The 14,500-nt window shown below is 46.4% G+C and carries 13 protein-coding genes; 2 read left to right on the top strand and 11 right to left on the bottom strand.

Annotation, left to right across the window (positions count from 1 at the left end):
- Nucleotides 1-35: 35 nt before the first annotated feature.
- Complete coding sequence (locus tag PN836_RS20440) at nucleotides 36-914, bottom strand: ATP-binding cassette domain-containing protein (RefSeq protein ID WP_395341980.1); 879 nt, start codon at nucleotides 912-914, stop codon at nucleotides 36-38.
- A gap of 76 nt (nucleotides 915-990) precedes the next feature.
- Between PN836_RS20440 and glpK the strand changes: the two genes are divergently transcribed.
- Complete coding sequence (gene glpK / locus PN836_RS20435) at nucleotides 991-2,484, top strand: glycerol kinase GlpK (RefSeq protein WP_395341977.1); 1,494 nt, start codon at nucleotides 991-993, stop codon at nucleotides 2,482-2,484.
- Between the two features lie 173 nt (nucleotides 2,485-2,657).
- Here glpK and PN836_RS20430 read toward each other — a convergent pair whose 3' ends face one another.
- From PN836_RS20430 to bioB, 7 genes are all read right to left on the bottom strand, one after another.
- A complete protein-coding gene (locus PN836_RS20430) occupies nucleotides 2,658-3,443 on the bottom strand; it encodes a hypothetical protein (protein WP_395341974.1) in 786 nt (261 codons plus the stop codon).
- Nucleotides 3,444-3,606: 163 nt separating this feature from the next.
- Complete coding sequence (locus PN836_RS20425) at nucleotides 3,607-4,638, bottom strand: FecCD family ABC transporter permease (protein WP_395341972.1); 1,032 nt, start codon at nucleotides 4,636-4,638, stop codon at nucleotides 3,607-3,609.
- A 23-nt stretch (nucleotides 4,639-4,661) separates the two neighbouring features.
- Complete coding sequence (locus tag PN836_RS20420) at nucleotides 4,662-5,132, bottom strand: low molecular weight protein-tyrosine-phosphatase (RefSeq protein ID WP_395341970.1); 471 nt, start codon at nucleotides 5,130-5,132, stop codon at nucleotides 4,662-4,664.
- A 133-nt stretch (nucleotides 5,133-5,265) separates the two neighbouring features.
- Nucleotides 5,266-5,973 carry a dethiobiotin synthase gene (gene bioD, locus PN836_RS20415; RefSeq protein ID WP_395341968.1) on the bottom strand — a complete coding sequence of 236 codons (708 nt, stop codon included), beginning with the start codon at nucleotides 5,971-5,973 and terminating at the stop codon, nucleotides 5,266-5,268.
- Between the two features lie 42 nt (nucleotides 5,974-6,015).
- The gene (locus PN836_RS20410; protein ID WP_395341965.1) at nucleotides 6,016-7,050 is read right to left on the bottom strand and encodes a methyltransferase domain-containing protein; all 1,035 of its coding nucleotides are present in this window, start codon (nucleotides 7,048-7,050) and stop codon (nucleotides 6,016-6,018) included.
- On the bottom strand, nucleotides 7,044-8,297 hold the full coding sequence (locus PN836_RS20405) for an aminotransferase class I/II-fold pyridoxal phosphate-dependent enzyme (protein ID WP_395341962.1): 1,254 nt from the start codon (nucleotides 8,295-8,297) through the stop codon (nucleotides 7,044-7,046). The genes PN836_RS20410 and PN836_RS20405 overlap by 7 nt, the downstream gene beginning before the upstream one ends.
- A 72-nt stretch (nucleotides 8,298-8,369) precedes the next feature.
- Nucleotides 8,370-9,488, bottom strand: a complete 1,119-nt coding sequence (bioB, locus tag PN836_RS20400; RefSeq protein WP_395341960.1) for a biotin synthase BioB — start codon at nucleotides 9,486-9,488, stop codon at nucleotides 8,370-8,372.
- A gap of 128 nt (nucleotides 9,489-9,616) precedes the next feature.
- Here bioB and bioA point away from each other — a divergent pair, with 128 nt between their 5' ends.
- Nucleotides 9,617-10,891 carry an adenosylmethionine--8-amino-7-oxononanoate transaminase gene (gene bioA / locus PN836_RS20395; RefSeq protein WP_395345764.1) on the top strand — a complete coding sequence of 425 codons (1,275 nt, stop codon included), beginning with the start codon at nucleotides 9,617-9,619 and terminating at the stop codon, nucleotides 10,889-10,891.
- A 42-nt stretch (nucleotides 10,892-10,933) separates the two neighbouring features.
- Here the strand turns inward: bioA and PN836_RS20390 are convergent, their stop codons facing one another.
- From PN836_RS20390 to PN836_RS20380, 3 genes are read right to left on the bottom strand one after another with little or no spacing between them, the layout of a single operon-like run.
- Entirely contained in the window at nucleotides 10,934-12,289 is a 1,356-nt protein-coding gene (locus PN836_RS20390; RefSeq protein WP_395341958.1) for a sigma 54-interacting transcriptional regulator, read from the bottom strand.
- A 2-nt stretch (nucleotides 12,290-12,291) separates the two neighbouring features.
- Complete coding sequence (locus PN836_RS20385; protein WP_395341956.1) at nucleotides 12,292-12,900, bottom strand: hypothetical protein; 609 nt, start codon at nucleotides 12,898-12,900, stop codon at nucleotides 12,292-12,294.
- 2 nt (nucleotides 12,901-12,902) lie between these two features.
- Entirely contained in the window at nucleotides 12,903-14,303 is a 1,401-nt protein-coding gene (locus PN836_RS20380; protein ID WP_395341954.1) for a sensor histidine kinase, read from the bottom strand.
- Between the last annotated feature and the right edge of the window lie 197 nt (nucleotides 14,304-14,500).

The following is a 14,500-nucleotide window of genomic DNA, read 5'->3' as shown; positions in this document are numbered from 1 at the left end:
CTTGGATCTGCCGATTGATACCAGCGAATCAGCATTTAATCGGCGCGCGCCACACAATACTTGCGCACAGTGTGGGAGTCTGCCCGTTCTATCCATTCAAATTTATGCTGATAGAGCCTTTCTAAATTCTCAAGGCTTAACACCTCTTGGCTTGGCCCATGTTTGAGTTGGCGTCCACCTTTGAGTAACAAGCAGTGAGTCGAAAAATGCAAAGCATGATTGATGTCGTGGTCGCTCATGATTATTGTGTTGCCCAAAGAGGCAAGAGATTGGAAGAGCGTCAAACTTTTTATTTGTATGCGCACATCCATTTGCTGAAGGGGCTCGTCAAGTATTAAAAGGGCTGAGCCAGTTTCGATTGCTGGCCACACTTGCATAAGATTGCGCGCTAAATGCACCCGCTGCTGCTCGCCACCTGAGAGCTGATGAAAAGCTTGATCAATTAGCTCAGTGATCGATAAAGCATCATCAATCGGCGCGGGAATATTATCGAGAGCGGTAAAAAATGAAAATAGTTCGCTCACACTTAGGTGAAACTGCAATTGATGTTGCTGAGTGAGCATACATCTAAATGCACTCAATTGTGAAAGCGGCAGATCACGTAGTGCTGCGCAATGTTTATTTCTATGGGTTTTATCGCTATGGGTTTTATCGCTATTGGTTTTATCGCTATGGGTTTTATCGCTATTGGTTTTATCGCTATTGGGTTTATCGCTGTGGGCTTGCGTCTGCAGGGTCAAGCGGGGTGTAATCGCAATATTTCCATCGTATTGCTCTAAACCCGCGCACACAGACAATAAAGAACTTTTGCCCGCCCCATTTGGGCCAAGTAAGGTCCACCATTGACCCGCTTCAATGTCTAAAGCAATGTCGCTAATCCGCCCCTCTACTGAAACTGAACTTAATTTGAGCACGACTCTCTCTTTGCGCTAGATTAGTTTGGCAAACTTATGTCATTATTTATGCACACGCAATCAAAAAGAACGACTCATGGCAAGTACAGAGCAAATTGGCATTTTATCGATTGACCAAGGCACAACCTCCTCTCGCGCAATCGTATTTTTAAAAGATGGAACACAGCTTACTAGCGCTCAACAAGAGTTCACACAGCACTATCCTGAAAATGGCTGGGTAGAACATGACCCGGAAGAAATTTGGGAGACCAGCCTTGCTGTTAGTAAAGACGCCATTGCCGCTGCAAATGCAAAAGGGGTCAGGGTTGCCTGTATTGGTATTACTAATCAACGTGAAACCACCTTAGTCTGGAATAAAAATACCGGCAAAGCCATCTACAACGCAATTGTGTGGCAAGACAGACGTACCGCATCCATTTGTGAGGGTATCAGTGCCCATCTTGATACCGTGAGAAACAAAACCGGTCTGTTGCTTGACCCTTACTTTTCAGCCACAAAAATCGCATGGATATTAGACCATGTTGACGGCGCCCGCGAACTGGCCGAAAAAGGCGAATTGGCGTTCGGAACGGTTGACACCTTTTTGACCTGGCGCTTAACCCAAGGCCAGTCGTTTGTCACTGACGCGACCAACGCATCACGCACCAATTTGTATAATATTCACAGCGGTGAATGGGACGACGAACTGCTCGATATATTTAATGTTCCGCGCTCCATGTTGCCAGAGGTGAAAGACTGTGCGGACGATTTTGGTAGCGCTAGCATCGATGTTCTCGGTCATAGCATTCCTATTACCGGTATTGCCGGCGACCAACAAGCAGCCTTGTTTGGACAATGCTGTTTTGAAGCAGGGGAGCTGAAGTCCACCTACGGAACCGGCTGTTTTGCTTTACTCAATACCGGTAACACAGCCGTCACGTCTACACATAAACTACTCACAACCGTGGGGTATCAGCTTAAAGGCAAAACAACGTATGCGCTTGAGGGCGCTATTTTTACCGCCGGTGCCAATATTCAATGGCTCAGAGACGGTATACGCGTAATAGAGCATGCCAAAGAAACCAAAGCCCTTGCTGAGAGCTTATCTTATGAGCATGGGGTGTTTATGGTGCCAGGGTTCGCAGGCTTAGGCGCGCCTCACTGGAACCCTAATGCAAGAGCAAGTTTGTTCGGGATGACCAGAGATACCACCAAAGCCCATTTAGCACGCGCAGGACTAGAGGCTGTGTGCTATCAAACCCTCGATTTACTCACTGCCATGCACAATGATGGCATGGCGTCGAAAAATGTCTGGGTGGATGGCGGAATGGTAGGCAATGACTGGCTATGCCAGTTTTTAGCAGACATGCTCGATATGCAGGTGCAACGGCCTAAAATCATGGAGTCCACCGCCTTAGGTGCTGCCTATCTTGCTGGCTTACAACATGGTATTTACGACAGCCTCGAAGACATTGCAAGCCACAAGCAAATTGAAAAGCAGTTCAGTCCGAAGCTTGACGCAACAATTCGTGAAAAACTCATCAAAAAATGGACAAAGACCGTGGATGCAACGCTGAGCTTTGCGTCATGAGTTTTTAATCTGTTATGTTAGGGCGAATTTTAACGAGTGTGATCGCATGCCGATAGATTACAGTTCTTCTTAAGACTGGAAGTATTAACTATTGGCGTGATGCAGCGCATCGCTATCGGCAATATTGTTATGAAGAGAAGGGTGCTTCATTGTTGGCCAATTAATGTGATTGATTAAAAGCCGATTCTATACTTTCGCACGGATCCTCTACTTTTATTCCCTACCCAACTATCAAACACACTGCCAATATCCAACGCTACCCCTCCAGCTTCCTTAATGGTATTGGCGTATAGCTTGCCTAATACGCCAGCACCAATTAAATAAACTCGTCCTTGTGCCTCTGCATTGAGTCTGCGCATGATTGCTGGAAATCTGTCGTGCGGATGACTCGCCATCATTTTTGACCGATTTGAGTACTTGGCATGTCCTGGAATTCTGATATGTGTCACATCTTTGAAACTAAATGCACGTTTAATCGCTTTTGATATGTCGTAACAAGAAATAAGCGTAACTTGGTCCAATCCATCGAAGATATGCTTAAAAAGCGCGTCACTATGCCAATTCAAATGCGCTTCGGGTGTCACAAACAAATCTACTTTGGACAAATCGGCTCCCTTGCGTAACATTCCCCCAGTTCTTTTGAATTTTAGAGGCTTTTTATCACACATATCAAAAAAGCCGAGTATGTCACTTGATTCAGCCGATTTTACCAATTCGGATTGAAGCCACTTAGTGTAGTTCACGTCAAAATTAGTGTCTCCCCACCAATGATGATAAAAGAATTCCGCTTGGTCATGATCATGTTCATGACCCACACCCAATATCGCTGCTTCACCGTCATTCATTCTAATAAATGAAAAAGGTACTTTATTAATAAGCGCACTGTTTATGCGTTCGACTGCGTCAATATCGGGAACGCGACGCTTCAACATTTCTTCAAGTGATAGCAATATCTTCATCCATGTTTTATTACATCCCACATTAGTTGTGGCTAATTACAGCGTGTTTGGTTAATGGGTTTCCAAAGCATAGTATGCGTAATAAAACTACTCCAGCCCTAGACCGTAATTCTTTATGTTACCTCAATTAGCAAACAACGAAAATCGCCCCCCGCCCTGCTGTCTACACCGGCCGCTGCTTAATCATCACGTAAATAAACAGCGGAGCGCCTATGCTGGCGGTTAGCATGGAGATGGGCAGTATTGTGTCAGCTAAATGGGCGTTGATTATCGCGCATATTATCATCACGCTGGCACCCAAAAGAGCGCTAATAGGCACGGTTTTGCGATTATCATTACCGTGCAAGCGCCTGACAAAGTGCGGTACTAGCAGGCCTAAAAAGGCAATAGAGCCGGCAATGGATACACTGACGCCAATTAACACTGCGATAAGCACTAAAGCGAGTTTGTGAAAGCGTTTTACGCTAAGGCCAACAAGCTGGGCACTTTGCTCTCCCAAATATAGCTGATTGAATTTAGCAGCCTGACTCATGAGTAAGGCAAGCGCGCATGCGGCAATGGGTGCACTGAATAGCAAGGTATGCCAGTTTGTATTGCTAAAGCTGCCCATGAGCCAAAAGGTTAAGCTTTGCATTTGTTCAGGGCGAGCCACTAAAAACATCCAGCCGATCAGTGCACTACACAGGGTTGAAATAGCAATACCTGCCAGAATGACTGAGCCCACTGCCCCGCCCATCCATTTTGCCATAGCAAAAATCAACAAGGCACTTATCAACGCTCCGGCGAAACACAACAGCGGCAGTACATACACCATATTATTTTGAAGCAATGAAAATAAACTTGAACCTAGCGTGGTGTTTGTGAGAAGTGGGGCGCCAGCTAATAGAAACAAGCACGCTGCCATCAGCGAAGCACCGCTACTAATACCAATAATGCCCGGGTCAGCCAGCGGATTGCGCAGCAAGACTTGCAAACACGCAGAGGCGGCTGCAATACTCGCACCGACCACCACGGCCGTAGTCAAGATTGGGAGCTTAATGTTAATGAGAATGTGTTGCTCTAAGGCGTCAAAGGCCAGGTTTGGCGGTAAAATAAAAACAGCACACAGCATCGCTAATAGTGCAAAGTAAGCGAATATAAGCTTAGCGAATAAGGGCGTGTTTACGTGCGACTTAGATGATTTAGCAAGCGCCATTGGTGGAGTGCCTAGCTCTCAAATCAACTTGCCAATTTAAGGAGTAATCCTTCGGCCGCTTCTTCGATTAAGTCACAAACCAAATGAAAACCTTTTAAACCTGCATAGTAAGGATCGGGGATCTCATTAAACTCGCTGTCGCAATGTGACAAAAACAAGGAGATTTTGTAATGATGCTCTTCTGGGCATTTGCGCTTTAATTCACGCACGTTTGCTTCATCCATAGCGATGATATAGTCGAATTTCTCAAAGTCCTCGTCGGCTACTTTGCGACACTTTAGCGTGGAAAGATCGTAACCTCTCTCCATAGCCACTTGCTGTGAGCGTTTATCAGGTGGCGCGCCCGTGTGGTATCCACCCGTGCCGGCCGAATCTATAATCACCTCTACACCGCTTCTTCTTGCCTTGTCACGAAACACGCCTTCGGCGGTTGGAGAACGGCATATATTTCCTAAACAAACGAACAAAATAGAGGGTTGTTGCTGACTTTCCACATTACTTCCTTGTCGGTATTGGCGGCCTTTGAGTGAACATATTGCATAAATTATATGCGATACAAAGCACGCTTGCACTTACTTTAATTTGCATGGAAAAAGATGATGAATATTGCCGCGCGCACAATCAGCGCTACAAACAACGAAATACCTCGTCAAAGCATTCGGTTTTTTCTAAAACCGCTTTGTCGGCTGACTCGGCAAATGGCACTTGCGCGAGTAAAGGTGCGCCCAAGGCGCGTTGAAGTGTCGCCTTGTTTTGCTCGTAGTACGGCATATCAGCGCTTAGTTGATTTGCAATCCATCCCACGCAATTTAGCTGGTCACTCACAAGCGCTTGATAGCTTAGCATCGCGTGATTCAAACAGCCTAAACGCATGCCCACTACCAACACAACCGGCAGCTGATTTTGAATCGCGAAGTCAGACAAATACTGCTTATCGTTGATTGGCAATCGCCAGCCACCTGCGCCTTCTATTAGAGTGCGCTGAGCGCCATATTCTTTTATTTTTTCAAAGTGTAACTGCAAATCTAAAAGGTTAATAATGACGTCCTGCTCTTGAGCCGCGATATGCGGCGCAATAGGAGGCTCAAAGGCGATAGGATTTACGTGATCATAATCAGCCTCAACTGAACTTGCCGCTTTAAGCAGCAAAGCATCTTCGTTGCGTAAGCCTTCTTGTGTGCGCTCACAACCTGCAGAAATGGGTTTGAAGCCAAGTGTGCTATACCCCATCTCATTTAGTGACGAGAGCAGCAGAGTGCTTACAAAGGTTTTACCGACATCGGTATCTGTGCCGGTGACGAAGAATGACTGATTGTTAGCGATGTTTGTCGTCATGATACTCATTATTCTCGCATTGAAGTTAAGCTATAAAATGGTCTAAGCCGCCTTTATGTCTACAAACAATATTTCGTAATTTAGATGAAGCAGCCCGTCTTGCGATGAGCGCATGTGAGTTTCGATAGCGTTTAGCTCTTGCTTTGAAATAGCCGCCTGAGGTGCAGATTGAACAGCGTTTTGTACTACAGAATCGCGCAGTCGAGTATTTGCACCAACGCCTTTGAGCGACTTAAGCATTGACAAGGCAGTCTCATGCGCACTATCAAAGCTTTTAAGAGACGCACGATACTCCAAACCACTGGCATCCAAGATGTTTTGCCAATCACCGTGGCTAGCGAAATGATTCACTCTCGACGGTAATCCAATCGATTGCGTAACCGTCTCAAGCGCAGAAAATGAAGGCGCGACCATGATGGCCAGTAAGGCTCTACCGCCAGACGACATAACGCGCTTTATTTCTGAAATAATCCGTTTGGGGGCGCTACACCACTGCAGTGCCATGCTCGAAACAATCAAATTATGACTGTTGTTTTTCAAGGGCAAACATTCAGCATCTGCTCTGATGTAGGATAGGGATGTCAGGCAGTCTAATCCATTTACGTTGGCTTGCGCTTGGCCCAGCCGAGCTTGAAAGAGCATATCCAGGGACAGGTCTAAATTCGTCCAGTGAATGTCACTGGTTCTGAAGTTGTGTTGCTTTACACTTGTATGCTGAGCGGCGAGTGATTCAAACAAACGCGCTAAGTAGGCCGTCCCGCAACCCATATCCAAAATGGAAAAGCGCGTGTCTTTTTTGTTCGATGCGAGTGCGTGAGTAATCTTACCCCAGTTAAAGAGTGACTGTGCTATTTTTTGCTGAAGCCACGCGTTTTGGTCATAGCGATAAGCGGCGTTTGAGAAATTCTTGGCGATAGCCGATTTTTCTATTTGTTCAAGCGTGCAGCCGCCCGCTTCATTCGCATCGGCGCGATTAAGGTCCGTACTAAGCCCGTCCGCTGGTTGTGGATCATGGTGCGTTTGAGACTTTGCATCTTGCTCTTGTTCAAGCAGCATGGACATTGTTGTGGCTACCACCCTAATTGCGTCCTCGATATACAAAGCGCATCTATCAAGGCCTCAATGTCTTTTTTTGTATGCACCGCACTTAGCGTGACTCGCAGCCTTTCCATGCCTTTGGGCACCGTGGGCGTGCGAATAGCTGGCACAAAAATGCCTAGCGCCATCAAGGCTTTGGAGGCTCTTACACAAAGATTCTCCTGACTGATGCCGCCGCTATCGTTTTGAGGACGGATTAGAATTGGCTGAATTGCGCTACTGCTATATTCAGAGGTATTTATCGTGGCGCCAAGCGCTTGTGCGCCCGCCGCAGTTGCTGTGTTTGCGTCGCGCCGTTTATGACGAAGCAGTGGCAAATCGTGCTCGAGTGCAAGAGTTCTAAAATGGGCGATATTTTCATGTAATCGCTCGCGTAAATGACTTTGCTGCATAATCTGTATACTTTTGATGCTCGCAAGCGCTTGCGCGGGCCCAACGGCGGTGCTGTAAATATAGTGCTTTGCAAAATTGACAAAATAGTCGGCTAAGGCTTCACTGCAAGCGACGAATGCGCCAGCCGTGCCTATTGCTTTGCCAAAGGTCGCCATTATCACGTCGATATCATTTGGCTCTACCTCATCCAAATCGCAAACGCCGAGGCCGTTTTTGCCCACCACGCCAAAGCCGTGGGCGTCGTCAACCATAAGCATAGTATGTACAGAGTGCACACTTTTTTGAGTGGTAAAGCTATCGAGTTTTGGCGCACGTACGGTCGCTAATTTGGCAATCGCCGCTAGCTCGCCCATGTCACCGTCCATGCTGAACACGCCCTCAGTAGCCACAAGAGTATTGCCGCTTGCTAACTTGAGCTTACTACTTAAGTGATTTAAATCGTTATGCTTAAAGCGTAAAAGCTTGGCCTTTTGCGCCAACGCACTGTCTATAAAAGAGGCATGCATTAACTTATCGCACACAATGGCATCGTCGTTATGACCGTTGGCAAAAAGTGCAGCAACAATGGCCTGATTGGCAGCAAAACCACTGCTAAACAGCAGCGCGGCGGGCTTGTTAAATAGTTCGCAAATGAGGTTTTCTAACTCGTAATGCGGCTTAATGTAGCCGCTAACGACTGATGATGCGCCCGCACCCGCGCCGTATTGGGCTAAACCTTCAACATAGCTTTGCAAAACTTCTTGGTTTTGCGACAAACCTAGGTAATCGTTACTGGCAAAATTCAGACAAGGCTGTCCGTCAATACTTGTCACACCGTTATGAGAGTGACTCACTACGGTGCGCTTGCGATGCAGTCCAGATTGTGTTCTTGCGTCAAGGGCGGCGCTAAGGGACGAAAACACTCGCTATTTTACAGTTTCAAGTTCAGATAAAGAGCGTTTAGTCGCATCAACAAACAGCGGTGCTTTGTCGCTTGCACCAGTCTCATCTGCTACTTGCTCAATCTCTTCATGAAGCGCGGCAGCATAGGCTTCATCTGAATAACTCTTACCTTGCTGGCTATTAATGCCCAGCTTTTTAAACAGCAGCACATCTTCATGTGTTTCTGGATTTGAGGTGGTAAGCAGCTTGCAACCGTAAAAGATAGAATTTGCGCCCGCTAAAAAACACATCGCCTGCATTTGTTCATTCATAGACTCGCGCCCGGCCGATAAGCGCACATAGCTTTTAGGCATCATGATGCGAGCCACTGCAATGGTGCGAATAAACTCAAAGGGCTCGAGGTCGTCCACTGAATCAAGGGGTGTACCTTTAACTTTTACCAGCATATTAATCGGCACACTTTCTGGTTGCTGCGGTAGGTTAGCAAGCTGCATTAGCAAACTGGAACGGTCGTTGGCGCTTTCTCCCATGCCGACGATACCGCCCGAACAGACATGCATGCCAGATTCGCGCACATGCTGCAAAGTATCGAGTCTGTCTTGGTAGGTACGAGTGGTAATAATTTCACCGTAAAACTCAGGTGAGGTATCCAAATTGTGATTGTAATAGTCAAGACCAGCTTGCTTTAGCGCGATGGCTTGATCACGACTTAACATACCCAGCGTCATGCAGGTTTCAAGGCCTAAGGATTTAACTTCTTTGACCATTTCAGCCACGTATGGGATATCTCTGTCTTTTGGGTTACGCCACGCTGCGCCCATACAAAAACGCGTTGAGCCCGCCGCTTTCGCCTCTTTTGCTCGTGCAATGACTTTTTCGATCTCTAACAGGCGTTCTTTTTCAAGCCCCGTATCGTAACGTGCACTTTGAGGGCAATATTTACAATCTTCTGGACACGCGCCCGTCTTAATTGACAACAAGGTGCTCACTTGCACATGATTTGGGTCAAAGTGCTGACGATGCACACTCTGTGCTTCAAACATTAGATCGTTAAACGGCAGGGCAAACAATGCGTTTACTTCTTCAAGCGTCCAGTCGTGACGAGGCTCAAATGCTTCTTGCTTTGGCTGTGAATGAGACATAAAAGAGTTTACTCAAAAGATATTTAGCACTAGTCTATGCGCACTCAAGCCGTTGTCAATCTATGCACCCACATAAATTTTACAAACGGTTAATTATTGTACAAACCACTATCATTGTGAGTCCTTCATTGACCAATATCGAATTTGATCGCAAGCATATATGGCATCCATATACTTCTGCCATTAGTCCACTGCCCTGCTATGAGGTGATTGGAGCTAGCGGCACACAGTTGCATTTAGCGAGTGGTGAAAAAATTGTAGACGGCATGTCTTCGTGGTGGGCGGCTATTCATGGATATAATCATCCTCAGCTCAATGAGGCAGCGCACTTGCAAATCGACCGCTTTTCTCATGTGATGTTTGGTGGGCTTACCCATCAACCTGCTGTGAGCTTAAGTAAACGCTTGCTTGAAATATGCCCTGAAGGCCTTAATCGCGTTTTTCTTGCTGACTCTGGCTCGGTGTCCATTGAAGTGGGCATTAAAATGGCAATCCAGTATTGGGCTTGTCAGGGCAGAAGTGAAAAGTCAAAACTTATTACACCCCGGGGTGGATATCATGGTGACACATTTGCGGCAATGTCGGTATGTGATCCAGTCAACGGCATGCACGGTCTGTTTCGTAAAAGCCTGATTGAGCACTTGTTTGCCCCTGCGCCACAAATTGGCTTTGATAAGGCTTGGCACCCTGATGAAATTGCGCCAATGCGGGAAATGTTTGAAACACACCATCAACATATTGCAGCACTTATCTTAGAGCCGATTGTGCAAGGTGCTGGCGGTATGCGTCTATATCATCCTGAGTATGTAAAACAATGCCGCGCTCTGTGCGACGAATTTGACGTATTAATGATTTGCGATGAGATAGCCACCGGCTTTGGGCGAACAGGAGAGCTTTTTGCCTGTGATCACGCCAAGATCACACCCGATATTTTATGCTTGGGTAAAGCGCTAACCGGAGGGTACATGACATTGGCCGCAGCCTTGTGCACCGAGCAAGTCGCGGTAGGCGTATGTGAAGGCGAGCCCGGCGTTTTTATGCATGGCCCTACCTTCATGGGTAACCCGCTGGCGTGCGCTGTCGCCAATGCCAGCATTGAAGTCTTACTCAATCAAGACTGGCAAACAGCTGTTAAAGCTATCGAAACGCAGCTTAAACAAGGCTTAATGCCTCTTGAAGATTTAGCGCAAGTTGAGAACGTGAGATGCTTAGGCGCAATTGGCGTAGTTGAAATGAAACGCTCAGTAGATGTCGCAATCATCCAAAAAGCCTTCATTGAAAAAGGGGCATGGATACGCCCCTTTGGAAAACTGATTTATGTAATGCCGCCATTTATTAGCAGCGGTGGAGATATCAGTACCTTATGCAATGCCATTAAGTACGGTATTGAGCGCTGCACCTGAAATCTAATTGGTATTTTATTCAAGCACTCGCGCATTTTGCCCTTATTCGCTGGCGCGGAAGTCCGCAGCATTTAATCCATGCTTTTTCATGAGCTTGTGCATGTCAGTGCGATTACGCCCTGCCATGTCCGACGCTCGCGTAACGTTGCCGTCAGTCAATTGCAGTAATCGGCATAAATATCGATATTCAAACGAATCCCTGGCTTCGGTTAAGGTTGGCCAATACTCGGTCTCTTGCGACAAAGACTGCTCAACAAGAGAAGCAGGAATAATTTTAGAGTTCGTCAGCGCCACGCAGCGCTCTACCACATTCACCAATTGTCGGACGTTCCCTGGCCAATCCGCTTTTGTGAGCATATTAATGGCGTCATCTGCAAACTTCACGACCTTAATATCATGCTTTTTCGCACTTTCTTTGAGTAAGTAGTCGGCAAGTAATGGAATGTCTTCAAAGCGATCTTTCAAACGCGGAATATCTAGATTCACCACGTTCAAGCGATAGTACAAATCTTCCCTGAACTCATTGTCCTGCATGGCTTCTTGTAAGTCTCTGTGGGTTGCTGAAATCAATCGCACGTCAACATCAACCGTGGTAGTACTGCCCACCGGCCTGACGCAGCGTTCTTGTAGCGCTCTTAGCAGCTTTACCTGAAGACTCATTGGCATATCGCCAATTTCATCCAAAAACAAGGTGCCACCATCGGCTTCTTTGAACAGGCCTGGGTTGGCTTGAACGGCGCCCGTGAATGCGCCTTTTGCGTGCCCAAACAACTCTGATTCAAGTAAATTTTCCGGCAATGCTCCGCAGTTAATGGCCACAAAAGGCTTGTCGGCACGCTTTGACGCTTTATGAATCGCCTTTGCAAGCAGCTCTTTACCCGTTCCGCTTGCGCCATTTATCAGCACCGACACGTTTTTATCTGCAATTTGTTCAGCTTGTTTGAGTAGCTTAATCATTTCTGGCGCGCGGGTCACAATATCGCTACACCATTCACCCAGCTCATTTTTTTGAGTTTGCGCAATGGCTTTAAGTAAGATTTTGCGCAACTCGTCGTGATCTACGGGCTTGGTCAAAAAGCTAAACACACCACGCTGAGTTGCTGCTACTGCCTCTTTTATGGTCCCGTGCGCCGTCATTAAAATAAGCGGTAAATCTCTGTGCTGCTGCAAAATTTCGTCAAATAAGGCAAGGCCGTCCATTCCTGGCATACGTAAATCACTGAGCACCACGTCAAACTCGTTGTTATACATTAACCTCAAAGCCTGAGTGCCGTTATCAACGCTCGTGACATCAAAGCCCTCGGCTTCCAAACGGATAGACATTAGCCTAAGTAAATTTTCGTCGTCATCCACTAGCAACAGGCGCGGGTTTTTTCCATCTTGTAATTCAAAACTCAAGGCTAATTACCCCTTTTCTCATCTGACATATTCGCTTCAATTTGTAAAAGCTGTTCTACTTGGTCGCGTTGCGTCTCTAGTTCTTCGCGGCGCGCTTCTAAGGTTTCTTGTAATTCACTGATTGTTTTTTCTTGGCGCGTGTTCACTCTGCTTAAGATGGTAATGGCTGATTCGAGCTCCAGTAGCTGTTGCGAAGGCTGCTCCACCATTACCGTGATCACCTTTTGCATTTGCTCATCCATCACTGGCTTAAGCGCTCTAATCCAGTTTTGCGCACGCAGTCGATTGGCATATGGCGTGTCTTCGGCCTGACTCAGCAATACCTTTTGAAGCCTATCGGCAGGTGCCTCACTGAGGGTTTTTATAATCTCTCTGCGCTCTACCCAGCTAATGCCATCCACATTGAGTAAGAACTCGCTCCAGCGATCAAGTTGGCAATAGTCATTGAATTTTTCTAAAGTATCTGCCGTTTTGCATAGGTAGGTTGCGTTGGCGTCTTCAACCGGCGCGTCATTGACCGGGGTTTGAGGGCCAGGTATATGCAATAACTCGCATGCACTGAGCGCAGCCGCGCATGTAACAGTTATAATGACTTTAATCAGATTCGACATGCTTATTGGCTCCTAGGAAGTCTGACTCTAAAACACACGTCAGCATGCTCCACATCAACAATGGCCACATCGCCATTTAGTAAGCGAGCGCAGTCCGCCACAATGGACAAGCCTAATCCAGCGCTTATTACCATATCGTTACGCTTATCTTTACCGCGTTTAAACGGCTCAAAAATTTCATCCCTAAGCTCATCCGGTATGGGCTTCCCATCATTACATACGTCAATCACGACATGCTGCTCATTTTGACTCACGTAAACCACAATTGCGCTTTGTTTTTTAGCATAAGCAATGGCGTTTGACACTAAGTTATCCATAATACGCCTGAGCAACTCCTCGTCGCTCATGAGCACTATAGTTTCGTCAATGTGTGAATCTATATGTTGCTCATTTTGATTGAGTAATAGCTGATATTGTTCAACACATTCTGATACTAAGTCCACAATATCAAGTTTTTCAAAACTTGGCTCGGCTTGTTGCAGCAGGGCGTTATAGTCAAGTAGTTTGACCACTAACATGTTCAAACGCTCCGTAGAGGAGTTTAATAAACCCACCACCTCTTGCTGACCTGGCGATAGTTTACCCACCACCTCGTTCTCTAGAATAGCACAACCTTCTTTAATGCTTGCAAGCGGCGTTTTTAGCTCGTGTGATGCGTGCCTTAACAGCGCAGTGCGCACTTTTTCGAGCTGTAAAATTCGATCATTTAGCCAAAACAAGTCTTTTTCAACCGCCATTAACTCTTTAGGCGCTGAGGAGGATTTATTCGGCAGTTTTTGGCTTGAGGCTGCAATCGCGTGAATTATTTCTTGTAGTTTTTGTACTGGCTTAACAATCAAGCTGGCGGCAAGCAAAATTAGCGCAAGTGACATAAGCACTAGCAAACCCGTTGACCAACCTTGTCGACGCTGGATATTATCTAGGTACTCTTGTTGGTCGCGAATGCGAAATCCGACCGCCTCATTCACTTGCTCTTTTACGGTTTCTATTGAATCTGAGAAGCGCGCTAAATGCGAATCAACTAATAAGGTGTCGTTAAAATCGGCATAATCCCGCAGTTGGCTAATATGCCCCTGCATGATGCTGCATTCTGCTAAATCCGTTAGTACGTCGCATAAAAAGGCTAGTTTATCTTCGAACCTCACAATGGCGAAATCAGCCAATTCGTCGAGTTGTGGGTTTGGCAGCACCTGATATTGCTTAATTAAACGCTCAACGTCCTCGCCAATCAGCTCTAAGTCTCTCAGTTCACTTGCAACTGACACAAAAAACTGCGTATTAATGGTGGTGATATAGCTGACGTCATCAAAATCTTGCTGACTTTGCCAAAGTAAGGCAATCAAAGGGACAAGCGCCACCATGTAGCAGCCCAGAACAAGTTGTCGTAGCGAGCGAATTTGCACTTTGGGGGTTAACTCCTAACATCCTTTTCAGACTGCATATAGTAGCAGAGCAAGTTGCTTATGGGTGAACATTGAATAAAATAATTTTAAATCAACAACTTAGTTATCAAGAGCGCCGAGTTTGAAGGGGTAGCGTTGCTAACTTGCGGTACAAATAAAAAGGGGACGCCTGCCACTCGCAAAGCAAACGCCCCACT

The organism is Ningiella algicola (genome assembly GCF_028401415.2).
GTDB lineage: Bacteria > Pseudomonadota > Gammaproteobacteria > Enterobacterales > Alteromonadaceae > Glaciecola.
The sequence above is the reverse complement of the archived record's forward strand: the minus strand, read 5'-3'. Positions and strand labels throughout refer to the sequence as shown.

Coding starts and splice junctions, on each gene's coding strand:
- PN836_RS20385 (WP_395341956.1), bottom strand. CDS start 12,900: ATGTCGAATCTGATTAAAGTCATTATAACTGTTACATGCGCGGCTGCG.
- PN836_RS20425 (WP_395341972.1), bottom strand. CDS start 4,638: ATGGCGCTTGCTAAATCATCTAAGTCGCACGTAAACACGCCCTTATTC.
- glpK (WP_395341977.1), top strand. CDS start 991: ATGGCAAGTACAGAGCAAATTGGCATTTTATCGATTGACCAAGGCACA.
- bioD (WP_395341968.1), bottom strand. CDS start 5,973: ATGACGACAAACATCGCTAACAATCAGTCATTCTTCGTCACCGGCACA.
- PN836_RS20430 (WP_395341974.1), bottom strand. CDS start 3,443: ATGAAGATATTGCTATCACTTGAAGAAATGTTGAAGCGTCGCGTTCCC.
- bioB (WP_395341960.1), bottom strand. CDS start 9,488: ATGTCTCATTCACAGCCAAAGCAAGAAGCATTTGAGCCTCGTCACGAC.